This is a genomic window from Bifidobacterium sp. ESL0825 (assembly GCF_052606465.1).
Map to the genome: position 1 here is coordinate 1,608,211 of NZ_CP199589.1, position 24,797 is coordinate 1,633,007.

The 24,797-nt window shown below is 60.7% G+C and carries 19 protein-coding genes and 1 pseudogene; 10 read left to right on the top strand and 10 right to left on the bottom strand.

Annotated features, from left to right (window positions below; translation table 11 throughout):
* Window positions 1-724: 724 nt before the first annotated feature.
* The 6 genes and pseudogenes from ACUIAG_RS06870 to rpmH form a co-directional block, all read right to left on the bottom strand.
* Window positions 725-1,606: a 16S rRNA (guanine(527)-N(7))-methyltransferase RsmG gene (locus tag ACUIAG_RS06870; protein ID WP_445339463.1), complete on the bottom strand. Its 882-nt coding sequence runs from the start codon at window positions 1,604-1,606 to the stop codon at window positions 725-727.
* A gap of 437 nt (window positions 1,607-2,043) precedes the next feature.
* Entirely contained in the window at window positions 2,044-2,685 is a 642-nt protein-coding gene (locus ACUIAG_RS06875) for a Jag family protein (RefSeq protein ID WP_445339464.1), read from the bottom strand.
* A 177-nt stretch (window positions 2,686-2,862) separates the two neighbouring features.
* Window positions 2,863-3,885 (bottom strand): membrane protein insertase YidC, encoded by a 1,023-nt coding sequence (yidC, locus tag ACUIAG_RS06880; protein ID WP_045925058.1) that lies wholly within the window; start codon window positions 3,883-3,885, stop codon window positions 2,863-2,865.
* A 2-nt stretch (window positions 3,886-3,887) separates the two neighbouring features.
* Complete coding sequence (gene yidD, locus ACUIAG_RS06885) at window positions 3,888-4,199, bottom strand: membrane protein insertion efficiency factor YidD (protein WP_045925193.1); 312 nt, start codon at window positions 4,197-4,199, stop codon at window positions 3,888-3,890.
* 107 nt (window positions 4,200-4,306) lie between these two features.
* A pseudogene (gene rnpA / locus ACUIAG_RS06890) lies at window positions 4,307-4,699 on the bottom strand (ribonuclease P protein component); the annotation flags it as partial.
* A gap of 26 nt (window positions 4,700-4,725) precedes the next feature.
* Entirely contained in the window at window positions 4,726-4,860 is a 135-nt protein-coding gene (gene rpmH, locus ACUIAG_RS06895) for a 50S ribosomal protein L34 (protein ID WP_015022700.1), read from the bottom strand.
* A gap of 331 nt (window positions 4,861-5,191) precedes the next feature.
* Between rpmH and dnaA the strand changes: the two genes are divergently transcribed.
* The 8 genes from dnaA (at window position 5,192) to ACUIAG_RS06935 (ending at window position 17,230) form a co-directional block, all read left to right on the top strand.
* Window positions 5,192-6,937 carry a chromosomal replication initiator protein DnaA gene (dnaA, locus tag ACUIAG_RS06900; RefSeq protein WP_313841257.1) on the top strand — a complete coding sequence of 582 codons (1,746 nt, stop codon included), beginning with the start codon at window positions 5,192-5,194 and terminating at the stop codon, window positions 6,935-6,937.
* Between the two features lie 414 nt (window positions 6,938-7,351).
* On the top strand, window positions 7,352-8,476 hold the full coding sequence (gene dnaN / locus ACUIAG_RS06905; protein ID WP_445339465.1) for a DNA polymerase III subunit beta: 1,125 nt from the start codon (window positions 7,352-7,354) through the stop codon (window positions 8,474-8,476).
* Window positions 8,477-8,505: 29 nt separating this feature from the next.
* Complete coding sequence (recF, locus tag ACUIAG_RS06910; protein ID WP_445339466.1) at window positions 8,506-9,768, top strand: DNA replication/repair protein RecF; 1,263 nt, start codon at window positions 8,506-8,508, stop codon at window positions 9,766-9,768.
* Window positions 9,765-10,262: a DUF721 domain-containing protein gene (locus ACUIAG_RS06915; RefSeq protein ID WP_445339467.1), complete on the top strand. Its 498-nt coding sequence runs from the start codon at window positions 9,765-9,767 to the stop codon at window positions 10,260-10,262. Before recF ends, ACUIAG_RS06915 begins: the two co-directional genes overlap by 4 nt.
* Window positions 10,263-10,554: 292 nt before the next feature.
* Window positions 10,555-12,594 carry a DNA topoisomerase (ATP-hydrolyzing) subunit B gene (gene gyrB / locus ACUIAG_RS06920; RefSeq protein ID WP_445340384.1) on the top strand — a complete coding sequence of 680 codons (2,040 nt, stop codon included), beginning with the start codon at window positions 10,555-10,557 and terminating at the stop codon, window positions 12,592-12,594.
* A 43-nt stretch (window positions 12,595-12,637) separates the two neighbouring features.
* Window positions 12,638-15,355 (top strand): DNA gyrase subunit A, encoded by a 2,718-nt coding sequence (gene gyrA, locus ACUIAG_RS06925; protein WP_313839911.1) that lies wholly within the window; start codon window positions 12,638-12,640, stop codon window positions 15,353-15,355.
* A gap of 104 nt (window positions 15,356-15,459) precedes the next feature.
* The gene (locus ACUIAG_RS06930) at window positions 15,460-16,059 is read left to right on the top strand and encodes a DUF3566 domain-containing protein (RefSeq protein ID WP_313836309.1); all 600 of its coding nucleotides are present in this window, start codon (window positions 15,460-15,462) and stop codon (window positions 16,057-16,059) included.
* Between the two features lie 58 nt (window positions 16,060-16,117).
* Entirely contained in the window at window positions 16,118-17,230 is a 1,113-nt protein-coding gene (locus ACUIAG_RS06935; protein WP_445339468.1) for a VanZ family protein, read from the top strand.
* On the opposite strand, the gene ACUIAG_RS06940 is transcribed toward ACUIAG_RS06935, so the two are convergent.
* Window positions 17,200-18,129, bottom strand: a complete 930-nt coding sequence (locus ACUIAG_RS06940) for a DMT family transporter (protein ID WP_445339469.1) — start codon at window positions 18,127-18,129, stop codon at window positions 17,200-17,202. The two genes, ACUIAG_RS06935 and ACUIAG_RS06940, sit on opposite strands and share 31 nt — an antisense overlap.
* A 221-nt stretch (window positions 18,130-18,350) precedes the next feature.
* Here ACUIAG_RS06940 and ACUIAG_RS06945 point away from each other — a divergent pair, with 221 nt between their 5' ends.
* The gene (locus ACUIAG_RS06945) at window positions 18,351-19,061 is read left to right on the top strand and encodes a LytR/AlgR family response regulator transcription factor (protein WP_045923744.1); all 711 of its coding nucleotides are present in this window, start codon (window positions 18,351-18,353) and stop codon (window positions 19,059-19,061) included.
* Entirely contained in the window at window positions 19,058-20,425 is a 1,368-nt protein-coding gene (locus tag ACUIAG_RS06950; protein WP_445339470.1) for a GHKL domain-containing protein, read from the top strand. The genes ACUIAG_RS06945 and ACUIAG_RS06950 overlap by 4 nt, the downstream gene beginning before the upstream one ends.
* Here ACUIAG_RS06950 and ACUIAG_RS06955 read toward each other — a convergent pair.
* The 3 genes from ACUIAG_RS06955 to ACUIAG_RS06965 form a co-directional block, all read right to left on the bottom strand.
* A complete protein-coding gene (locus ACUIAG_RS06955; protein ID WP_045923746.1) occupies window positions 20,389-21,438 on the bottom strand; it encodes a glycosyltransferase family 2 protein in 1,050 nt (349 codons plus the stop codon). The two genes, ACUIAG_RS06950 and ACUIAG_RS06955, sit on opposite strands and share 37 nt — an antisense overlap.
* Before the next feature lie 175 nt (window positions 21,439-21,613).
* On the bottom strand, window positions 21,614-22,285 hold the full coding sequence (locus ACUIAG_RS06960; protein WP_445339471.1) for a hypothetical protein: 672 nt from the start codon (window positions 22,283-22,285) through the stop codon (window positions 21,614-21,616).
* A complete protein-coding gene (locus tag ACUIAG_RS06965) occupies window positions 22,278-24,707 on the bottom strand; it encodes a glycoside hydrolase family 3 C-terminal domain-containing protein (protein WP_445339472.1) in 2,430 nt (809 codons plus the stop codon). Before ACUIAG_RS06965 ends, ACUIAG_RS06960 begins: the two co-directional genes overlap by 8 nt.
* Between the last annotated feature and the right edge of the window lie 90 nt (window positions 24,708-24,797).

Below are 24,797 nucleotides of genomic sequence, written 5' to 3' on the forward strand. Positions count from 1 at the left end.
GAACGAAGATCGATGCACAGGTTTAAACACGCTAAAACCCTGTATGTAATGGGACCTGTAAATAAGCACACCTTGGCGAGTATAAATAGGATGGTCTACGCAAGAACTGGGTAAAGCAGGTCAATTTATAGATCACTGAGCACCAAAAGGACAACATCGCCAGAGACGGTTAATCAAACATCAGAAAGTTGGCGGTATATCCAGTTCGAAGATATATCCGATACAATTAGCCCAACGATGTACGGGAGACAAAACCAGTATCAACTAAGACTCGGAGCGAAGCAACCGGAAGATACAAAGCGTTGTGCTCAATCGCAAATGAAACAGACATGATTATTTCAAATATTATGATTATGTATAAGCAGCTGCAGCCTTACTCTTTGACACAGGATAGAGGCTGGAGTGTCAAAGTTCATAAAAGCTCCGGAGTGAAAACCATTCTAAGGAAGGCAATACAGGATCACAAGTGTGCTTGCACTCTCCTTAACTGAGCATGGCGCCCATCACGGTAAGGAGGCAACCACTCATGTTGCTGTCCGAAAAGGCAGTTTCGATCAAGAAGAGTTGTTCAATAATTTCTCATAAGCTTTGACATGGCTCTGTTTGAATGCCGATAATTTATTCTCTGAGGTAGCAAATTCCTAAGTTTCCTGATTTTTATCTCCCTATTAGGTAAATGCTCTGACAACGCAGTCATAAAATAATGTTGTATCGACGTGGTGTTTTAGCGTTTGTCCACAAGAACTACGTGGGTTTCTTCAAGACCAGGTGCAACTGGAGCCTGGCTGACCCGTGGATTCACTCCATGATATTGTTTTATCTCTTTAGCAGCTTTATCAAGCTCATTTTGCGCCGAACGGCCTTTAAGGGCAATAAGCTGACCCCCTGATCTCAAGAGAGGCAGGGTCCACCCAGCGAGCTTTGTCATAGGTGCCACAGCCCGGCAGGTCACGACATCAAAAGTCTCAGGTACTGAAGGCATGGAACCTACCCTTGCCAGACTTTCTCCGCCCATCGCTGCCGATGATTCAGGATCATTCACGGTTTGCTGACCATCACCATTCCTGGTGGTGACCAAAGTTGAAGAACCATGGCCAGAAACAGAATTGGACCCTTCCTCGCTTCGGCGACGACCATGACGGTGGCCTTGTGAAGCTCTTTTCTTATGCCGATTCGATGCGTGAGAGGATTGCGGGGCCAGATCCTCTGCACGTTTGCGAAGCACTGAGGCATTAACCAGGTGCAACTCATCAATGACTTCCCGCAACCAGAGCACACGCCGCTCCATTGGCTCGACAAGCACAACACTGCACTGCGGAAGACACGCAGCTAGCACAATGCCCGGAAAGCCCCCACCAGAACCTATATCTGCCACCGTTGCTGTCTGACCATCAGTAGTCAATCGTTCTCGCACAAAAGGCACAATGGCAGCTGAATTGAGTATGTGCCGTTCCCAAATAATGTCTTCATCGCGAGGGCCGATGATGCCCCTCTCCACACCCTCACCTAAGAGCTTGTCGTGAAAACGCTGCATGGGTGCCAAAGCATCGCCGAGCACCTGCCTCAAAAGGGGACTATCGTTCAGTTCATCATCCACAACAGCCATTTCAACTCCTCACATTCACATTCGACGCGCAGTCAATCACAGCCACAGACCCCGACAGCGTCATACTGTCTTGCATCTTGCATCCAGAAGATTCCACCATGTCAGAATCTGAAACCACTGGATTCCGAAGGCAGTTACCAACATGCGGTTTTCAACTACAAAATAGCGTCGAAGGCACACATCAGTATCCTAACGGAACCAGCATAGGAGGCGGCCTCCTATAGGGGATGACCAACCAAGATCATTACGAATTAAGCAGCATGGCAAACTCAGCACCATCATGAGCCAGACAAGGCAATACATCTGACAGATGGCACGACCCTGGCCGATAAGCACAGCAAACTTAGACAGTCTGTCTGCAACAAACAATGAAACAATCCAAACAAGGCGGACGTCACCAATACTTCATCGGCGCACAGCCCTACTTGGTTCTGCAATCACTCCCTGTCCGCGCCAGCAGGATCGTCATCAGCCGCGTAGTCAGCCGAATCATCGGTCTGATCGGTTTCATCCGAGTCCAGCGGGGCATCATACCCGACTGGTTCGTCCTCAACATCGTCAGACAGGTCCTCGTCTTCGTTCTTGGCCTTCAGGTAGACGGTGACGTACCGGTGGGGCTCCTCACCGTGGGAGCGTGACTTCAGCCCCTCCTCTCGGACCATGTCATGGACGATCTTGCGTTCGAAGGAGTTCATGGGCTTCATATTGACGGGATCGCCGGTCTCCCGGACCTCGTCGATCACATCCAGGGCCTGCTCGCGAAGATGCTCGCGCTTGCGCCGCAGGAAGCCGTCCACATCCACGATCAGATGGGAACGCTCCCCTATCTTCTGCTGCACGGCCAGCCGCGTCAGCTGTTGCAGGGCATCCACCACCTCGCCATCCTTGCCGATTAGATGCTTGATATCCGTGTCGTCGTCAGCCACAATCTGCACGGTCGGACGGTGGTTGCGCACCCCCATCTCGATATCGCCCTCGTAGTCGACGATGTCCAGCAACCCCTCCAGATAGTCGGCGGCGACATCCGCCTCCTCATTGAGTTGCTCGATGGTCTTTCCCTGGTCCAGAGACTGAGACATCTATGCTCTCCTTACACGCGTTTACATCCGATTCATAACCTCAGGTCCACTGGATTCCTGGTCACCAATCGAGTGTCCAGTATTGAGGATACACGGACGTGATGATTGCAGACTACTCCAGTATCCGCCCGACCGAAAGCTTGGTCACCGCACCGGCCACCGCTGCCAGTAGCTGCATCAACGACCGCGACGCTTGCGGTGGGGCTGAGAACGCTGGTGGGAGACGTTCTTGTTGTTGCGGGCTTCCTCCTCCAACCGCTTGGCCTCCATCAGCTGCTCCTCCTCCAAAGAGGGCAGCCCCTGGCGCTTGCGACGAGCGTTCTCACGGCGGTGGTCCCGCTCCTCCTTGCTCTCTGCAGCCGGCGAGCCCGGCGTAGGCATATGGCGGACCTGGAAGAGGGTTCGGCCCAGATTCCAAAGGTTGTTGGTCAGCCAGTAAATCAGCACGGCGAAGGGGAAGTAGATGCCTGAGAAGATGTACATGACCGGGAAGATGAAGGCCATCATCTGCTGCATCTTGTACTGCTGTCCCTGCATGGCCGACCTGGGCATGTTCCGCCGGACGTTGTGGAACTGCGAGTAGAACATGGCCAGGCACATGAGCACAATGAAGACCACTATGACTATGCGGCCCGCACCCTGGGCGGACATGAAGTTGTCCGAAATCCGCAGCCCGAAGAAGGTGGTCTCCTCGAATTCTCGCGCCACCTGTCGGTTGAAGGCTCCAAGGGGCGCCCGCTTGCCCCGGGCGATGAAGGGCACAGCCGAAAGCACGTAGAACATGGTCATGAAGACCGGGCCCTGGACCAGCGCGGGCAGACAGGAACTCATGGGGTTGGCATGGTTATCCTGGTAGACCTTCATGGTCTCCCGGCTCATGGCCTCTCGGCTGGCTGGATCCTTCTTGTTGCGGTACTTGTTCTGGATCTTCATCAGCTTGGGCTGCAGGGCCTGCATCTTTTGCATGGATCGCAGCTGCTTGATGAAGAGCGGCAGCACGCAGAGGTTGACGACCAGCACCAGCATCACTACCGAGAGCGCCCAGGCCACCCCGGGACCCTTATGGAGCCCGATCAGGGTCAGGAACTTGTGGCAGTAGGTCATGATGTAGGTCATGAGCCACTCGATGGGGTAGAGGATCTTATAGAAGAAGCCGTATATGCCCGTATCGAAAGTGAAAGTGTCGTTGTTCTGGAACATTGTCAGGCCGTCTCCTTGTCTGGGGCCATGGGGGTCAGCCGGGCCTCCTCATGGGCCTTGGACCACGGGAACCGATAGAAGATGGAAAACCTCTGGGGCACGTCATCGATCCCGCCGTTGTTGAAAGGCGTGCAGCGCAATAGCCGCAGAACGGCCAGGATGGTTCCACGCAAGGCCCCGAACCGCCTCAGAGCGGTCAGAGCGTACTGGGAGCAGGTCGGGTAGTAACGGCACCGCGGCGGCGAGAGGGGTGAGATGTGGCGCTGATACCAGCGGACTGCACCCTGCAGAGCCCGGGAGGCCAGGCCGCTCATGCCCTGCATCCTTCATTGGCTTCCAGCCGTTGAGCCGGTTGACGCTTGGACCCGCCGAGCTGCAAATCTGATTGCATTCGCCCTTCAGAGCCGCCGGCAATCTTGCCAGTCTTGCGCATAAGGTCACGGAAGAGCCTGTCCACTTGCTCCTCCAGCTGCCCATAGGTGGCTCTGGCAGCGCTGGGCTTGGCGCGCATGACCAGATCACAGGAGGATGGCAGCAGGCCCTCCTTGGATCCGGCAAGTTGCCTGAATCTGCGCTTGACCTTGTTCCTAGTCACGGCCTTGCCTACATTTTTGGATACAGCGAGCCCCATGCGGCGTCTGCCCGCAGGCAGGATGTCATGCCGCCCTTCGTGCGCAACCGATGCCACCGGCAGCGGGGTCACCGTCTGGTCAGATCCAGGGATCGAATAATGAATGACCAGATCCCGGCTGCTGACCCGATGGTGTCGCCTGAGCACCGCCGTGAATTCCCGGTGGCTCCTCAGCCGTTCCACCTTTTGCGAAAGGATCGAAATCCGATTCAGGCGGAGAGCGTCCGACGGCCCTTGGCCCGGCGACGATTGATCAGAGCGCGGCCAGAGCGGGTGCGCATGCGAGCGCGGAACCCGTGCTTCATGTGACGACGGCGGTTATTGGGCTGGAATGTCCTCTTCATAATTCGTTGCTCCCGTGTGTAGACATACTCGAGTACGGCTCGTTATGAGTCAAGCTATATCACGGTACACAGGAGCCGGGACGGAGTCAAACAGGCATCCGCCCCTCAGATGACAAGGACCGCCTCGTATCCTGCACAAACCCTGTCATGGCGCGAGAAAGCGCCTCCTCACTTATCCACAAATTACATCACTGTTATTCACATTCAGCGCAGACACAACACGCTATCCTGTGGATAACCACGCAAAGTCGGTGTAACAATGGGCTACTGTCGACTTTGAGAGAAGCAGGAAACACGGGAAATCCGTCGTCGAGAAGAGAGGAGCACACTGATGGCGCAGGATCCGCTGGATGCCGCTGCCCAGGCCAAGAGAATCTGGGATGCGGTCCTGCAGGTGCTCCGCTACAGCAGTTCGCTGACCTCCAGGGACAAGGGCTGGCTTGAAGACATCACCCCCGAGGCGGTCTTCGGCACCACCATCGTTCTGCGTGTCTCCTCCAAGGCCACCCAGGAAGCTATTCAGGGACCGCTCAGCCAGCCCGTCCTCAGCGCATTGCAACTGGTCACCAATCAGGAAATGTTCCCGGCCATCAAAATCGTCTACCCTGAGCAGATGGCCAAGCAGATGGCTGCCGACCAACAGAACGACCAACGCGCATCCGCCATGGCTGGCTCCGCCCCGGGAAGCGGCGAGTTCCGTCAGGTCCCCGGCCCAGCCCAGGATCCATACGGCGACTACCAGCGCCAGAACAGCACCGGCCGATCCTCCTCCGACACAGAGACCCGTTCAAATTGGAGGCCTGAGACCGCAGGGACCGCCAAAACCCCGATCGTCTCGGCCAATGATTTCCATCAGGGCACCTACGTGCCCATGACTTTGGACATGCAGGCCGAGCTGTCCGAGTCCTCCCCTGCTGCAAGGTCCACGGCCAGCGCCGATGCCGATCAGCAGGCCGAGGCCGAGCGGACAACGTCGCGACCCGCTTTTACCGTGCCTCGCTTCCCCATGAGCCAGAACCGGGTGGAGCGCGATCCGCAGACTCATCTGAACAAGAACGCCACTTTCGATACCTTCGTCCCAGGCGACTCCAACCGCTTCGCGCGGACTGTGGCCCTGGCCGTGGCCGAAGGCTCGGGCCAGGACTTCAATCCCCTGTGCATCTATGGCAGCTCAGGTCTGGGCAAGACCCATCTGCTCAACGCCATTGGCAACTATGCCCTGGTTAAGGATCCTTCGCTCAAGGTCCGGTACGTCAACTCGGAGGAATTCACCAACGAGTTCATCGACGCCCTGCAGAACTCAACCCAAGGCTCGGGCCAGATCGCAGAATTCAACCGCCGTTACCGGCAGGTGGATGTGCTCCTTATCGATGACATCCAGTTCCTGGGGGGCAAGGAAGCCACCCTGGACCAGTTCTTCCACACCTTCAACGCCCTGCACGACGCCAACAAGCGCATCGTCATCGCATCGGACGTGGCCCCCAAGAATCTGAAAGGCTTCGAATCGCGACTGATCTCGCGCTTCGACTCGGGCCTGACCGTGGACGTCAAGCCGCCAGACCGGGAGACCCGGGTGGCCATCCTGAGAATGATGGCCTCCATGAACGGGGTGAGCATTCCCAACGAGGTCCTGGATCTGATCGCGGAACGCTTCACCGAGAACATCCGAGAGCTTGAGGGGGCTCTGACTCGTGTCACAGCCGTGGCCAGCCTCAATAACCAGCCAGTCACCACGGCCTTGGCTGAACAGACCCTGCAGGACTTCTTCTCCACGGACGTAGAAATCAAGCCCACCGACATCATCTCCCAGGTGGCCAAGTACTTCCATCTGACCTTTGACGATATCGTCGGCCGTACGCGCACCAAGAACATCGCCCTGGCCCGCCAGATCGCCATGTATCTGGCCCGGGAAATGACCAGCATGTCCTTGGTAGACATCGGCGAGGTCTTCGGCGGCCGCGACCATACCACAGTCATGCATGCCTATACGCGCATCTCCAATGAGATGCAGGAAAAGCGGGAGATCTACAACTACGTCATGGAGCTGACGGTCCGGCTCAAGCAGCCTCAGAACTGATGCGACACGCAGGAATCGGTGTGGATCGGCAGAAAAAGATATCCACCTGTTTATCCCCAGATGTGGGCAAACCTTGGGAATAACCCACCGATTTTCCGGGGACAAGTGGTGGATCTTCAGCGAATAACCACCATGCTTTTGTGGATAACTCAGCAAAAATCCGCCCTTGTGGATAATTTGGCTTGTTAGTCACATCGATCTCACCACTTATCCACAGCGCCTGGAGGAGGTATATCCACCGTATTGCAAGGATTTGGAAACTTATCCACACCATCCACCGAGCTTATTACGATGACTCTATGTATATTTATGCAATAGTCATCGTCATATTCAAGCACACTTCCTCACTCCAACCACATCCCCTGGCCTATTCGATAGAATGAGTCCAGTTCATTCATCGACAAGAAGGCTCCCATGAAAGTAGAAGTGAATTCATCCGCACTCTCGGATGCAGTGGCTTGGACCACCCGCATCATCCCCTCCCGACCGGCTTCGCCGATTCTGGAGGGCGTGAGAATGGAAGCCTCTGACGGAACATTGAAGCTCTCTGCTTTCGATTACGAGGTTTCGGCGAGAAACCACATCGAGGCAGGTATCGACGAATCCGGAACGGCTCTGGTATTGGGCAAACTTCTAGCGGACATCACTAAATCACTGCCCTCGGAGAAGACCTACCTATCAACCGAGGGATCCAAGATGACCATCACTTCGGGCAAATCCACTTTTTCCCTGCAGCTGATGCCTGACAGCGAGTATCCCGACCTTCCTGCCGTTCCCGAACCCATGGGCCAAGTGGATGCTGAGACCTTTATCCAATCCATCTCCCAATCCATCGTCGCTGTTTCCCGGGAAGAAAGCCGGCCAGTTCTGACTAGCGTAAAAACCGAAATCACCGGGGACAAGGTGGTCATGACCGCCACTGACCGTTTCAGGCTGTCCCGTTCGAGCTTCACCTGGACTCCTCGCGACGCCGACTTCTCCACATCGATGCTGATCCGCGGTTCTCTGCTGCGAGACATCGCCCGCTCCCTCGACGAGCACCAGAACGTGACCATGGATTACGAGGCTGACAACCCCACCATCATGGGCGTGGAAAACGCCGGCAAGATATCCACCACCCAGCTGATTGACGGGGAATTTCCGGCCGTAGACCGTCTCTTTTCGGACGAGTACCCCATCCAGGCGGTCATCGCCAGGCAGGATCTGATCGACGCCATCAAGCGCGTGGCCCTGGTTGCCGAACGCAACGCCCCCATTCGCATGGTCTTCTCCGGCAACGAGGTGACACTGAGCGCAGGCACGGCTGACGAGGCACAGGCCCATGAGGTTCTGCAGGCGGATCTGGATGGCGAAGACATCACGGTGGCCTTCAATCCCAGCTATCTGATCGACGGGCTGGGCGCCATCGCCGAGCCCTTTGTCCGTATCAAAATGACCTCGGCGGTCAAGGCCGTGGAGTTCAACGGCCAGCAGGAGCAGGATTCCGAGGAGTCCATGGACTACCGTTACCTGCTGGTGCCCATGCGTTTCAACAACTGACACCCGGGCAGGTTCGAGGAACGATCGCCGTGCACATCTCCCGTCTGGTTCTGGATCACTTCCGTTCCTGGGAGCACTGCGTCCTCGATCTGGAGCCCGGAGTGACCATTCTGGAGGGACGCAACGGCCTGGGCAAGACCAACCTGGTCGAGGCCATCGAGGTCCTGTCCACCGGCGGCAGCCATAGGACCTCATCCTTGCTGCCCCTGGTAGAGCGTGGGCAGTCCAAGGCCACTGTCAGGGCCAGGCTGGAGCAGGACGGGACCGCCACCGACTATGAGTTGACCATTGCCGCCAAGGGGGCCAACCGGGGAAGAATCAACGGCGGGCCTTCCCTCTATCAGCGTGACCTGGTAGGCCGGTTGCCCTGCGTGACCTTCAGCCCCGAGGATCAGCTGATGGTCTCCGGAGAGCCGGCAGCCAGACGTGCCGTGCTGGACCAGGCCGGCAGCCAGCTCGATGCCGACTACTTCCAGGTTCGGCAGGATTTTCGTCATGTGGCCAGGCAGCGCGCCGCCCTGCTTAAGCAGCTCTCACAGGCGGGCCGCGACCCCTCGGGTGATGGGCGTGACGCAGCCCTGTCCGGCCTAGAGGTATGGACTGGGCAGTTTATTCGCACCGGGCTGGATCTGAGCCGACGACGGGCGGCTCTGGTAGAGGCTCTGGACCGGCCCTTCAGTGATCTGTATGGTCGGCTGGCAGGCCCTGATCAGGATGCTCGATTGACCTACCGGCCCTCCCTGGAGGAGATAGGACCCGATGGGCAGACCGGTTCCGAGGTCGCCGAAGCCGTCAGTCGTCACTTTCAGCGGATATATCCGGGAGAAGTGGCCCGGGGCACCAATCTGATTGGCCCCCAGCGCGATGATCTGGCCTTCACCCTCAACGGCATGCCTGCCAGGGAGTTCGCCTCCAACGGTGAGATGTGGACCCTGGCCCTGGCTCTGAGGCTGGCTCTGCTGCAGGTGGTCAAGGATCGTCGTGCCCTGGAGCCGATCGTCATTCTGGATGATGTCTTCGCCCAGTTGGATCGGGGCCGCAGGGATCAGATCCTGGACTTTGCCCGCCAGCAGGACCAGGTGCTGATCACTGTGGCCGCCGACAGCGATATCCCCTCCCTGCAGGGTGCCAGCTTGGTGGATGTGTCCAGGTTGAGGCCTGTGCAACCATCCGATCCGGCCGCTCAGGATCCGGCCATCGCCAGTGCCATGCAGGACCTGAGGCGAACCAGAGGGACGGCTCATGACGACTCGGATATGAAGGGTGGGCCAGAGGGGAACGACCTGTCATGAAGGCTCCCATGGTTGAGACTCTGCACCTGGACCAGCGTCGATTGCCGGCCTTGGTCTTCGAGGGTTGCACACGACGGGCGGCCACTCGTCGGCAGCGGGAGGACAACTCCCGCAAGGCCTGGTATGCGTTCGGAAAGCCAGGCCGCGACCCAGCCAAACTGGGAGGAGTGGTGACCAGCCTGGCTGCCGGGAGCGGGTGGACCAGCCACCTGAAGGTGGCCCGGCTGCGCAACCAGTGGGACAGTGTGGTGGGCCCCGGCATCGCCGCTCATTCGAGAGTGGTCTCCTACCGGGAGGGCGTGCTGACCATCCAGGCGCAGACCACAGTCTGGGCCACCCAGCTGACCTACCTGGTCCCCCAGCTCAAGGCGACCATTGTCAAGCGGCTGGGCATGCCGGTCAAGCAGATCCGGGTGACCGGCCCCCACAACTACAGCTTTCGCCGTTCACGGTTCGATCCGCCGGGCCGAGGCGTGCGCGACACCTACGGGTGAACCCATAATCTGTGGATACCGTCTTCCCAGCTTTCTGTCAGCCTAAAGTCCCCTAGCGCTGGTAATCTATAGGTTATAGGGTCAAACGCTTCCAAGGCCCCTTTATGGACGATTTGGAACCTGGTGACCATGACTCGATCCCCCGCTCGACCACGAACGGAAGCTGCTTTGTCGTCAGTGGGCGACAATGGGGGTGCAGAAAGGACTATCCGTGGCAGATCTCAACACTGACCCGTCCCGGACCCCGCAAGAGGGCCGGGAGCATGAGGAGGACAAGCCTCAGGATGACGGCATGACGGGCCAGGATCGGCTGGACGACGCGCAGCTGGATGACTCGCTCTCCCCCGAACACTATGACGCCAGCGATCTGAAAGTGCTGGAGGGGCTGGAGGCGGTTCGCGTCCGTCCCGGTATGTACATCGGTTCTACAGGTCCCAGGGGCCTGCACCATCTGGTCTACGAGATCGTCGACAACTCGGTCGACGAGGCCCTGGCCGGGTATGCTGACCACATTGAAGTCACCATTCTGCCCGACAACGGCATCCGGGTGGACGACAACGGCCGTGGCATACCTGTGGACGAGGTGCCGGGCGAGGGCAAGAGCGGCGTCGAGGTGGTCATGACCAAGCTGCATGCCGGCGGCAAGTTCGGAGGCGGCGGCTACGCGGTTTCAGGCGGCCTGCACGGCGTGGGCATATCCGTGGTGAACGCCCTGTCCACCCGGATCGACGTCCAGGTGCGCCGTCAGGGTTACCACTGGCATCAGAGCTTCCGCAATCAGAAGCCCACGGCTCCCCTATCCAAGGATCAGGCCATGGGGCCGGACGAGGGCACCGGCACCTCGGTGACCTTCTGGGCCGATCCCAAAATCTTCGAGACCACGGTCTACGACTTCGAGACCCTGCGCAGCCGTTTCCAGCAGATGGCCTTCCTCAACAAGGGCTTGAGAATCACCCTGACCGATCTGCGCCCCAACAACCAGGCCGGTGACGAGGTGGCGGGCGAGGAGCAGACCCCTGAGCAGAAGGGCCAGTCCGTCAGCTACCAGTATGCCAACGGCATCAAGGACTATGTGGACTATCTGGTCAAGGTCAGGAAGGCCACGCCTGTGGAGGCCGAGGTCATCGACTTCGAGGCCGAGGACCTGAAGCTGGGCATCTCCGCCGAGGTGGCTATGCAGTGGACCACCGCCTACTCGGAGTCGGTCCACACTTTCGCCAACACCATCGCGACCACCGAGGGCGGCACCCACGAAGAGGGGTTCCGTGCAGCTCTGACCAGCATGATCAACCGCTACGCCCGAGACAAGAACATCCTCAAGGACAAGGATGACAACCTCTCGGGCGATGACGTGCGCGAGGGGTTGACCGCCGTGGTCTCCGTCAAGCTGACCAATCCGCAGTTCGAGGGCCAGACCAAGACCAAGCTGGGCAACTCCGAGGCCAAGACCTTCGTCCAGCGGGTCATGACCGAGAGGCTGAGCGACTGGTTCGACGCCCATCCCGGCGAGGCCAAGTCCATCATCCAGAAGGCCATGGAGGCCTCCCGGGCCAGGATCGCGGCTAAGAAGGCCCGCGAGAACACCCGTCGCAAGTCCATCTTCGAGACGGCCGGCATGCCCGACAAGCTCAAGGACTGCCAGTCCAGCGACCCCGAGGAGTGCGAGCTGTTCATCGTGGAGGGCGACTCCGCAGGCGGCTCGGCCATCCAGGGGCGCAACCCCATGACCCAGGCCATCCTGCCCCTGCGCGGCAAGATCCTCAACACGGAGCGGGCCAGTCTGGACCGCATGATGAAGTCCGACACCATCGAATCCCTGATCACGGCTGTGGGCGGCGGATACGGCGAGGACTTCAACATCGACAAGGTGCGCTACCACAAGGTCATCATCATGGCCGACGCCGATGTGGACGGCGCCCACATCGCCACCCTGAATCTGACCCTCTTCTTCCGCTACATGCGGCCCATGATCGAGGCTGGCTACGTCTACGTGGCCATGCCCCCGCTCTACCGGCTCAAGTGGACCAAGGGGCCCCACAGCTTCGTCTACACCGATGCCGAGCGCGACAGGGTCCTGGCCGAGGGCAAGGCCTCCGGCCGACAGCTGCCCAAGGGCGAAGGGATCCAGCGTTACAAGGGTCTGGGCGAGATGAGCTACCAGGAGCTCTGGGAGACCACCATGGATCCGGATCACCGCATCCTCAAGAAGATCCGCATCGATGACGCTGAGCAGGCCGACGAGACCTTCACCATGCTCATGGGCGACGAGGTCGAACCTCGGCGTCTGTTCATCCAACGCAACGCCCACGACGCCCGCTTCATCGACGCCTGAGACGGAAGCCTCCCCTTTTCACCATTTGAGCTAAGGATCGATTTTGGCAGACGATAACAACAATGACAACAGCCCGGACCAGGACGGCCTCAACCTGCCCGACGGGTCCCGCGAGCCGCTCAGCCCCCAGGAGATGGACAACACCGATTACGGCCTCCTTAAGGGCGAGCGGATTCAGCCCATCGACCTCCAGCAGGAGATGCGGGAATCCTACCTGTCCTACGCCCTGTCCGTGATCGTGGAGCGGGCCCTGCCCGATGTCCGCGATGGCATGAAGCCGGTCCACCGCAGGGTCATCTACGCCATGTACGACGGCGGATACCGGCCCGACCGCGGCTACAACAAGTGCTCGCGCGTGGTGGGCGACGTCATGGGCAAGTACCACCCCCATGGCGATGCGGCCATCTATGACACCATCGTGCGTCTGGCCCAGTCCTGGTCCATGCGCTACCCGCTGGTGGACGGCCAGGGCAACTTTGGCTCCCCCGGCGACGACCCGGCGGCCGCCATGAGGTACACCGAGTGCCGTATGGCCCCCTTGGCCATGGAGATGGTGCGCGACATCGACAAGGACACGGTCGATTTCATCCCCAACTATGACGGGAAAACCCAAGAGCCTACGGTTCTGCCCTCCCGCTTCCCCAATCTGCTGGTCAATGGATCAGCCGGCATCGCCGTGGGCATGGCCACCAACATCCCTCCGCACAACCTGCGCGAGGTATCCAAGGGCGTGCACTGGGCACTGGAGCATCCCGAGGCCTCCAAGGAGGAGCTGCTCAACGCCCTGATCGCCATCATCAAGGGACCGGACTTCCCTACCGGCGCCACCATTCTGGGTCACAAGGGCATCGAGCAGGCCTACCGGACCGGACGCGGCCTGATCACCATGCGGGCCGTGGTCAACACCGAGGAGATCCGCGGAAGGATGTGCCTGGTGGTCACCGAGCTGCCCTACCAGGTCAACCCCGACCGGCTGGCCTCCTCCATCCGCGAGGCGGTGCGCGACGGCAAGATTCAAGGCATCGCCGATATGCGCGATGAGACCTCGGGCCGTACCGGCCAGCGCCTGGTCCTGGTGCTCAAGCGTGATGCCGTGCCCAAGGTGGTCCTCAACAACCTTTACAAGCACACCCAGCTGCAGCAGACCTTCGGGGCCAACATGCTGGCCCTGGTGGACGGGGTCCCCAGGACCTTGAGTCTGGATGCCTTCATCCGCCATTGGGTGGACCACCAGCTGGATGTGGTCGAGCGGCGCACCCGCTATCTGAAGCGGGAAGCCGAGGATCGCGACCACATCCTGCAGGGGTATCTGAAGGCCCTGGACATGATCGACCAGGTCATCGCCCTGATCCGCGCCTCCAAGGACGTGGAGACGGCCCGCACTGGCCTGATGGAGCTGCTGGATGTGGACGAGGTCCAGGCCGATGCCATCCTGGCCATGCAGCTGCGCCGTCTGGCCGCCCTGGAACGGCAGAAGATCCTGGACGAGCATGAGGATCTCATGCGCAAGATCGCCGACTATAACGACATTCTTGCCCACCCCGAGCGCCAGCGCACCATCGTGGGCGATGAGCTGGACGAGATCGTCGACAAGTACGGCGACGAGCGGAGGACCCGGATCGTCCCCTACTCAGGCGAGATGAACGTGGAGGACCTGATCGCCGACGAGCAGGTGGTGGTCACCGTCACCCACTCCGGCTTCGTCAAGCGGACCAAGGCCGACGAGTACCGGGCCCAGCACCGTGGCGGCAAGGGCATCCGCGGAGCCAGGCTGCGCGAGGACGACGTGGTGGACCACTTCTTCCTGACCAGCACCCACAACTGGCTGCTCTTCTTCACCAACAAGGGCCGGGTGTATCGGCTCAAGGCCTATGAGCTGCCTGAGGGTTCCCGCGACTCCAAGGGACAGCATGTAGCCAATCTGCTCCAGCTGGGCCCGGGCGAGCGGATCGAACAGGTCCTCTCCCTGCACGACTATGACGATGCCGACTATCTGGTCCTGGCCACCCAGACCGGACGGGTCAAGAAGACCCGCCTGACCGAGTATGATTCGCCCCGCCAGGGCGGCCTGATCGCCGTGCGGCTGATGGAGCTGGGCACCGTCACCGACGAGGACGGGCAAGAGGTGCCCCAGAGTGACGAGCTGGTGGGTGCTGCCCTCTGCAATGCCGACGATGAGATCATCCTGGTCTCCCGCAAGGGCATGAGCGTGCGCTTCCCGGCCGACGACTCCACCCTGCGGCCCATGGGACGGCAGACCGCCGGCGTCCAAGGCATGCGGTTCCGCCCCGGCGACGAACTGCTGAGCATGGACGTGATCGCCAAGGAGTCCGGGAATGATCTGCTGGTGGTCACCGATGAAGGCTTTGCCAAGCGGACCGCCCTGAGCGAGTACCGCCTGCAGGGCCGCAACGGCTACGGCGTCAAGGCCATCGCCATGGTGGAGGGCCGGGGATCCCTGGTCGGCGCCCTGGTGGTGAACGAGGACGATCAGATCATGGCCATCATGAAGTCCGGCAAGGTCATCCGCTCCGATGTGGCCGAGGTCAAGCGGACCGGCCGCAACACCCAGGGAGTCACCCTGGCCAAGCCCGACAAGGGCGATGAGATCCTCTCCATCGCCCGCAATGCCGAGCGTGACGACCAGGAGGAGAATGGCGGTCAGGCTGACTTGGCTCCTGCCGCTCCCCTGGCGGCCAAGGATCAGCCCATCGCCACCACCGGAACCGGCGACGGCCAAGGTCTGGCCCAAGAGGACTGAGCAGGTCCGCTACCAGTCTGACAAGACTGGTAGCCTCGTAAGAAGTTGTGCAGGTCCTGCGGCGGTGTGCGCGGACTGGTGAATGCAAGGATCAAGGAGTGCCCATGAGCCAGGATGATCAGAAGCAGGCCAAGGCCGGTACCGGTAAGAAGGGTACAGAAAAGCCCAAAGCCGGAAAGACCAAGGCTGATGAATCCGAAAAGGGCGAGTCCCGCCGACCCTCATCGGCCACTCCCCCGGCTTCTGCTGCCGGCCGGACGGCAGCAGGGCGCTCCGCAAGAACCGCAGCTTCGGCTGCCGGTCCGGTCAAGGCCTCTTCAACGACACGTCCTCACGTGCCTCGGGCCCGGCGCATGCAGCTGTCCTTGACCCGGCTGGAACCTTGGTCGGTGGCCAAGGTCACCTTCCTGCTGTCCATCGCCGGGGCCATCATTCAGGTGGTGGCCGCCGCCCTGCTCTGGATTCTGCTCAACGCCATGGGGCTCTTTGACAATCTGACCCAGGTCATCTCCAAGACAGGCCTGGATGCGGGTGGTTTCGACCTGGGCCAGGTGCTGAGCCTGGGGACGGTCCTGAGCTCGGTGACCATTTTCTCTATCTTCGAGATCGTCATAGTAGTGGCTCTGGTCACCATTTTTGCCTTTCTCTACAATCTGGTCAGCTCCCTGGTTGGCGGCATCCACGTAACCTTGGGCGACGACTGAGCTCTTCGTCGGCGCAGTCAATCGGTCGATAGGCCCAAGCACGATTTAGACTGGAACTGTGCTCTCGACATACCTGGACTACTTCAGCGGCTCCTTCGGCATATCTCTGGTCTTTTGGCCCCTGGCCTCGCTGATCCTGACCCTGCCCATTCTTGCCCTGATCTACAACCGCTATCACCGGCTCCGGCTGACAGCAGCCATGGCGGCCTACCTGACCGTCTTATACCTGCTGGCCTTGGTCTTCTTCACCCTCTGGCCCATGCCCGACGACCGCGCTGCTTTCTGCGCCACCCACCATCTGACCCCCCAGCTCAACCCCATGCAATTCCTGACCGACCTGAGCACAGGCGGTCGGATGGCCATGCTGCAGATCCTGCTCAATGTGGCCTTCTTCCTGCCCCTGGGCTTCATCATGGGGCGGGTCTTCCGCTGGCGCTTCATCCTGGCCTTGCCGGTTGCCTTCCTGGTCTCCCTCTTCATCGAAACGGCCCAGCTGACCGGGGTTTTCGGCATCGTGGGCTGCGCCTACCGTCTCTTCGACGTGGACGACCTGATTTGGAATACATCAGGCGCTCTGATCGGCTACCTGGTGGCCATGGCGGCCAACAAGCTCGTTCCCACTCGTCAGGCTGACGCTGCCCAGCTGGTCACCAATCCCGGGTTCATACACCGTGCCGTCTCCCTGGCTCTGGATCTGCTTCTGGCCACCATTCTGTCCCTGTCTCTGGGGATGGGCGTGACCTATGCGGTTCATCGCCTGGGCACCTATCAGCTGGATGGTCACTACCGCTTTGGCGGATTGCTGATCGCCCCATCCGCTCTGGATGTATTCGGGACCGTGGTGGATCTGGCCATGCTGCTGATCTTTGAACTGCTCATACCCCTGCCCCGCCGGGGACGGACGCTGGGCGCCACCTTCACCCACATGACCGTCGAAACCAAGCAGCGGCATGGCTGGTCCCGCTTCCTCTTCTATCTGTTCCGGACCGCAGTCATCCTGGCCGTCTTCGGCCCCTGGACCGGCAAGGTTCAGACTGCGACGCGCATCCTGGCCCTGCTCCTGCTGGTCTTCTACCTGATCAAGCGGCAGATGCCCTACGACCTTTTGCCCGGAACAGCCTACCGGGGGGATCCGGCTGCTCAGGAATCCCTCGACAGCCGGCGGGGGTGAAGCCTGACCTCGGACAGGATGATGGCGGCGAAGATGATGGCGAAGCCCAGCAGATGGGTGGCCGTCAGCTCCTCGTGCAGGACCAGGACCGAGACCAGCATGCCGAACAGGCTCTCCGAGCACAGGATCAGCGAGCCCTGGGCGGCGGGGACCCTGGAGAAGGCGATGTTCTGAAAGTTCTGGGCCATCAGGGTCGAGATCAGCGTCAGATAAATCATGGAGCCCAGGGTCGAGGGCGTGAAGTCGGCCGCAGTGGGCAAGGGATCGAAGATCAGCGCGCAGACCAGGAAGAGCATGCCGCCGAAGAGCAGCTCCAGGTAGGTCAGCGTGGGGGCATCGAACTTCTTGGTCAGGAAACCGGTGATCACCAGGTTGACCCCGTAGAGCAGGGCGCCGGCCAGAGTCAGCAGGTCGCCGGTGCTCAGAACCAGCCCCTGTCCCCCGCCTTGGGCCGGCAGCGAGATCAGAGCCACGCCCAGGATGCAGATGGCGGCTGCGACGAAGTGCCGCAGGGCCGGCCGTCGGCGGGCCATGATCCAGACCAGGAAGGGCACGAAGATGCAGTAGGTGGCCGTCAGGAAGGAGTTGCGGCCCGGAGCGATGGTGGTCAGCCCCATCATCTGCAGGCTGAAGGCCGCCCAGTAACTGACCCCCAGAATCAGCCCTGGCACCAGGGTATGTATGGCCCCGGTTCTGCGCAGCCTAGGCAGCAAAAAGGGTGTCATGACCACGATGGCGCAGAGGATGCGAATGCCCATCAGCCAGCGCACGGTCAGGGTCTCCATGGCAACCTTTTCGAAGGTGTATCCGGCTCCCCAGGCGGCCGCAGCCATCAGCAGCATCAGGCGGGCCAGCCAGGTGGAGGGTTTCCAGGACGAAGAGGGTGCGAAGGTAGACATGTTTCGACTCTAATCGTTCCCGCCCACAAGTGAGAATAGATTCGCAGCGTAAAAAAACGAGTGGTTCAAACTTGTTTGTTTTTTCCAAACCAACCCCTGTTTGTCAGCGTTCGGCTTCAGGCAAGCGGGGTCTGCCATGCGGACATCTCCGATATCATTGAAGAACGGTGATAACGGCGGCCATGGGTCCTTGGCCGACGGGATAAGGAGTGTGTGCCAGGATGATCAGAATCGCAGTGGTGGATGATGATTCCATCAGCTGTCGGACCATGGTCAATTACCTGAGCCGCTACCGCAAGGAACGTCAGGAAGAACTGACGGTCAGCGTCTTCACCGATGGCAAGGCTTTTGCGGATGGCTATCGACCCGTCTATGACATCCTCCTTCTGGACATTCAGATGACCCCCATGGACGGAATCGAAGTGGCCCGCAGGGTAAGAGCCCGTGACGAGTCGGTAGTCATCGTTTTCATCACCTCCGCCCCCCAGTACGCCATCAACGGCTATGAGGTGGGCGCTCTTTCTTACCTGCTCAAGCCCCTGCCCTGGTTCGCCTTCTCCCAGGAGCTGGACCGATCCATCGCCCAGGTGCGTGGCCGCGTGGACCTGTCCATCCTGATCACCGAGGGTGCCCGATCCACCAGGATCCCCCTCAAGGACATCGTCTTCATCGAATCCGTCCGCCACAGCAGCGTCATCCACACCTTGGATTCCTCACTGACCACGAACAGCACGCTGAAAAGCCTGGAGGGCCAGCTGGACCAGCGGGGATTCTTCCGTTCCAACTCCTGTTACCTGGTCAACCTAGCCCATGTGACGGGCATGGAGGACCAGGACTGCATCATGTCTACCGGCCAGCGGCTGCGGGTCAGCCGACCCCGCAAGAAGGCCTTCATGACGGCTCTGACCGCCTATGTGGCAGGTCGGCCATGACCAGCACCCACATCCTCAATGCCCTGCCCGACATTCCCCGGCTCTATACAGCCATCAGCGAGTGGCTGGGTTGCCTGGTCTATCTATTGGCTATTGGGGCGAGGACCTCACGCCTAAGAATGGTGGCTGTGCTTCTGCCCGGTCTGGCTGTGCTCATCGGGGTCCAATATTGGGCCGGCACCCTGCCTATCGCCTTCTGGATCATCAGCATGTGCCTGGCCGTGGCCTGCATGTATGCCATCATCATGCTGGCTTCGGGGTTGAGGGCGCTGGACGGGGCCTATCTGCTGGCCCGTGCCTTCGTTCTGGCCGAGCTGGTTGCCTCCCTGCACTGGCAGCTGGACTCCTTCATGCGTCCCTCCAGCCACAGCCTGTACGACCCGGCCTCCTTGATCCTGCTGGTGCTGATCTACGGGGGCGTAGGACTGCTGGCCTGGGTGGCGGAACGGCGCAACTTCGCCGATGCCCAGCCTTCTGTGCCAGGACGCAGCGTCTTCATAGCCGCGGTCATCGCTGTGGTTACCTTCGCCATGTCCAACCTGAGTTTCGTTTCCACCAACACCCCCTTCTCCGGTCGGGTCGGCCTGGAGGTCTTCTACATCCGCACTCTGGTGGATCTGTGCGGCTTCGCCATGCTCTACGCCCAGCAGGAACAGCTGCGGGAGAGCCATACCAGCGCCGAGCTGGCCTCCATCAACGCCCGGGCTTACAGCCAGCATCGGGAGTACATGCGTTCCAAGGAAAATCTGGAGGCCATGGGCAGGCTCGCCCACGACCTCAAGCACCAGATCGCCGCCCTGCGCTCGCAGATGGATCCTGAGCGCAAGTCCCAGGATTTCGAGGAGCTGGAGGCTGCAGTCGGGCGGTACGGGTCGCAGCAGCACACCGGCAACCCCATCCTGGACGTGGTCATGTCAACCAAGGAGCGCATATGCTCCGAAGAGGGGATCACCCTGACCATGGTGGCCGACGGCTCCCTCTTGGAGGGGATGTCGCCCATGGATGTCTCCACCCTCTTCGGCAACGCTTTGGACAATGCCATTGAGGCTTTGAGGAAGGTTGAGGACTCAGACCGCCGCCTGATCAAGGTGGCCCTGTACGCACGGGGACAATTCGTGGTGATCCGCATTGAAAACTATTTTGTATCGCCCCTGAATTGGAAGGGCAACGGCGAGCTGGCCACCACCAAGACCAGAACTGAGGATGGCCTGCATGGCTACGGAGTCAAGTCCATCCGGCACATAGCCCACCGCTACCAGGGCGAGATGACCCTGCGGACCGAGCATCACTGGTTCAGCCTTTGTGTGCTCCTGCCGCGGGTGGGCGATCAGTTGAAGCCCATGGCGGCCTCGGCGGCCTTGTAACCCAGGCGAATGGCCAAGCGGCCCGGCCTGCCCGGCATGTTGATCATCCGGCAGAGCAGGGTGGAGCGCACGTCGGAGGCGATGACGGGGGAGCGGTGCTCCAGCCTTCGCCAGAGCATGTCCTTGTTTCGGTAGTTGCTGGGCTTGCGCGAAAGAATCAGGAAGACCGAGGTCACCACGCAGTTAATGGACAGATAGTGGATCATATAACGATAAAGTCCACGGGGAACCGTCCCCGGGTCAGGCGTGGAATCCGCCATGAGCCCGTTGACCAGCAGCAGTTGCGAGACCCGGGCGATCATGATCGAGGTCTGTACCGACTGGCCCTGGCGGCCGGTGTGATAGCGGTAGAAATTCGTGTCCAGGTAGAGCAGGGTGTGTACCCAGGGCAGGGGCTGATAGGAGTAGATGAAGTCCACGTAATAGGTGTGCTCGGGCAGATGGGTGTGGGCCTGGCGGAGCACCTCGGTGCGCAGGATCAGGGCATGCATGATCATGTACTGGGCCAGCCCGAACCGCCGCAGATGGTTCCAGTCCAGCACCCGTCCCGGGTCCATGACGCTGCGGAAGTTGATGACCCGCTTATGTCTGCGGCCTTCCTTTTCGTAGACGTAGTTGGTGACCACCATGTCCACCGGATTCGTACGTTGTGACTGGTCGCGCAGTTGGTCCAAGACCAGACTCAAGGAGGTCGGGTCCACCCAGTCGTCGGCATCGACCACCTTGACATAGCGGCCCCGGGCGGCTGCCAGGCCAGTGTTGACCGCGCCGCCGTGGCCCTTGTTGGTCTGGCTGATCAGTCGGACAGTGTGCGGATGGCGTGCCTGATATGACTGCACTACCTGCGCTGTGGCATCGGTGGATCCGTCATCGACCACGATGACCTCCAGGTCCTCCCCCTCCCGGCTCAGGAGCGAATCCAGGCAGGTCGGCAGATGCTGGGCCATGTTGTAGGCGGGGACGATGAAGGTAAGAACGGGCGGGCTCGTAGAGGCCGGTCGGTCAGCTGTCATGAACGATCACTTCGCAAAAGAATGGGTCGGCGGGTATGTCGGCGGGGTTGCCGTAATCCCGTCGGCGGCCGTTGTATGCGACCACTGTACATGATGGGTTTGAGGAAAAGGCCCCGCCCCTCTGGCTGCCGATGCATGCCGGTTCATTGGCGGCCGGGGGAGTGGGGCCGGAATTTTACTGGGCGCTCGCCTCGGATTCGGTGGGCTCCTGACGGAAGATGACCTTGAAGATGGGGAAGAAGACCCAGAAGGAGATGGCCGAGTTGATGATCATGGTGACCAGATCAGCAATGGTGGTCCCCAGGCTGCCCCAGTTCAGGGTGTGCTGGAAGAAGCCGTAGATGGGGTCCTTGTACCAGCCCTGCAGCGCCGCCGCGATGATGGTGATGATCACGTAGGCCACCAGGTACCAGAAGGCCGCTTTCCAGACCGAGGAGTTGGACTTGAAGGTGATGTTGCGCTGGAGGAAGAAGTTGATGATCTGGGCGATCAGCAGGGTGATCTCCACCGCAAGGAAGTAGGCCAGGCCGCCCCCGCCGCCGTGGCCGATGGACCCGGCCGCGTAGTCGAACAGGTAGTAGGGCTTGCCGCCGACGGTCCCCATGCGCCAGATCTGGAAGTTGGTGCCCACCAGGGAGGTGCCGTTGAAGATGGCCTTGAGCACGGGCATGAGCACCAGCTGCAGGACGGTGACCCCGTTGGACAGGATGAAGAAGACGATGAACTGGGCCAGGGTGGTGTGCCGGTCGCTGAACCGCCGCCACCAGCGCACGATCGCCCACCGTGAGGCTGTCGTCGCTTTCCCCTGGGCCGGCTGTCCGGCCTGCTGGCTGTGCTGATCACTCATGATTGAGCTCCTTTCCGGTCCTGCGGTTGGCGGACATGTTCCTGAAGAATCCGGCGATGAATCCGCCCAGCCCCCTCCATAGGTGGCCGTTGGGGATGCGGACGATGGCTTCGACCATGGCCGTGTCAATCAGCCCGTTGGTCATCTTGGCCATGGCCCTGGGAGGCATGTTGAGCAGGAAGAGGGTGTTCAGGTCGGGGTTGCCGGTCTTGGCCTCGTGGCGGTTCTCGCTCTTGGCCAGGAAGTTGGCCACGAACCTGGCCAGGGCGCTTCTTGAGTCCTTCCAGGACGAGAGCGGATCATTGGCGCCGAAGGTGCTGACAGCGCCCTGTCGGACCACCGGGTGGCCGAAGAGCGCTGTCACAGCGGCATCGTCGACTTCCTTGACCCGGCCGGTCAGGTAGGCGCCCAAGGCAGGGTCGGGACTCTGTGGATCGACGGTGCCCTGGACGGTCAGGTGCCCGCTCAGCTCCATCTTGCGTGCGTCGGATCCGATCATGATGGTCCAGTCGCCGGACTCGACCTGCCAGGAGTTGCTGGCCGTATCGAAGTGCCGGAAGGTCGTCTGGTCGAAGTCGATGCGGACCTGGGTTGACTGGCCGGCCTCCAGGCTGACCTTTTTGAAGCCCTTCAGTTCGCGGACTGGCCTGAGCACGCCACCCTTGGGCGCCTGGACGTAGAGCTGGGGAACAGTGGCCCCCTGCCTGTCTGAGTCGTTGGTCAGGGTGAAGGTGACTCCCTTGTCGTCCACGGTCAGATCGGCGTAGGCGAAGTGTGCATAAGACAGGCCGTATCCGAAGGGGAAGCGTTCCTCCACGTCGGCGGTCAGGTAGTAGCGGTAGCCGACGAAGGGGCCCTCCCGGTAGATGGACTCGTGCGCGGGGTCGGGGTACCAGTCGGCGCTGGGGCAGTCGGCATAGGACTTGGGCCAGGTTTCCGCCAGGTGGCCGGAGGGGTTGACCCGGCCGGTCAGGATGTTCAGAGTGGCTGATGCTCCAGCCTGTCCGGACAGTCCTATGTAGAGGACGGCATCGCACTGGTCGATCCAGTCGGTGGTGACGGGGGAGCCCGCCACCAGGACGACCACCAGGGGCTTGTCCGTCGCACCCAGCGCCTTGATCAGGTCGACCTGGTTGCTGGGAATGTCCATGTGGGAACGGTCCAGACCCTCGGATTCACTGCGCTCATCCAGGCCCACGCAGGCGACAATCACGTCAGCCTGGCCAGCCGCAGCCACGGCCTGGTCGATCAAAGACCGGTTCTTCTCGCCATGGCGTTCGTAGCCCTGGCTGTAGGAGGCCAGCTCCAGTCCGTCGCCGTTGCCCTGCCTGAGCAGGTCCAGCATGTTCTCCTGCTTGGCTGCGTTGACCTTTGAGGATCCGGATCCTTGGAACCTTGCGGTTTTGGCCATATCCCCGACCAGGGCGACCCGGGTGCCGGCGGCCAGTGGCAGGCGTCCCTCCCGGTTGACCAGAAGGACGGCGGATCCCTCGGCGATGCTCCTTGCCACCTGATGATGGTCCCGTATCTGGTCTGCGGTCAGGTTCCCATCGGGGTCCATGTCAGAGTGGTAGGTCAGCTTGGCCAGCCGTGCCACCTCTTCGGCCCGGGCGTTCAGGTCGGCTTCGTCCAGGCGGCCCTCCTGCACGGCCTTGGCGACCTGTCGGACGGAGTCATATCCGGCCTGGGGCATCTCCAGGGAGGAGCCATTGGCGGCTGCGGCGACCGCGCTGTTGGAGCCGCCCCAATCCGAGACCACCATGCCGTCGAAGCCCCACTCTTTGCGCAGGATGTCCTTGAGCAGGTGGGGATTCTCGTTGGCATAGGTGCCGTTGACCATGTTGTATGAGGTCATGATGGCCCAGGGGTGGGCCTGGCGCACAGCAATCTCGAATCCGGTCAGATAGAGTTCGCGCATGGTGCGCTCGTCCACCACGGAGTCGGATGCCTGGCGGCGCAGCTCCTGGCTGTTCATGGCGAAATGCTTGGGGGTGGCGGCCACGCCCTGGGACTGGATGCCTTCGATCAGGCCTGCAGCCATGTGACCGGCCACCTGGGGGTCTTCGGAATAGTATTCAAAGTTTCTGCCGCACAGGGGATTGCGCTTGATGTTCATGCCCGGACCCAGGACCATGTTGACGCCCAGGCTCCTGGCCTCGTTGCCCAGCGCCTGGCCCATGGTCTTGGCCAGCTCCGGGTCCCATGAGCAGGCCACCGTGCCGGCTGTGGGGAAGCAGGTGGCGGGCTTGGACTTGCCCATGCCCAGGTTGTCCCCTGATCCGGTCTGGCGGCGCAGACCGTGCGGTCCGTCGCTCAGGACCATGCTCGGGATGCCCGCCCTCTTCAAGGCACGGGTCGCCCAGGTGGATTTTCCGGAGAGCAGCGATGCCCGTTCCAGCACTGTCAGATCCTTGACTTCCATAGTGTTCCCTCTCTGTGACGGGGGCCGATCCTGCTGCGGGAACCCTCGTTGCTTCCACAATCGGCCTCGGACTGGTACTGAATTTCATTA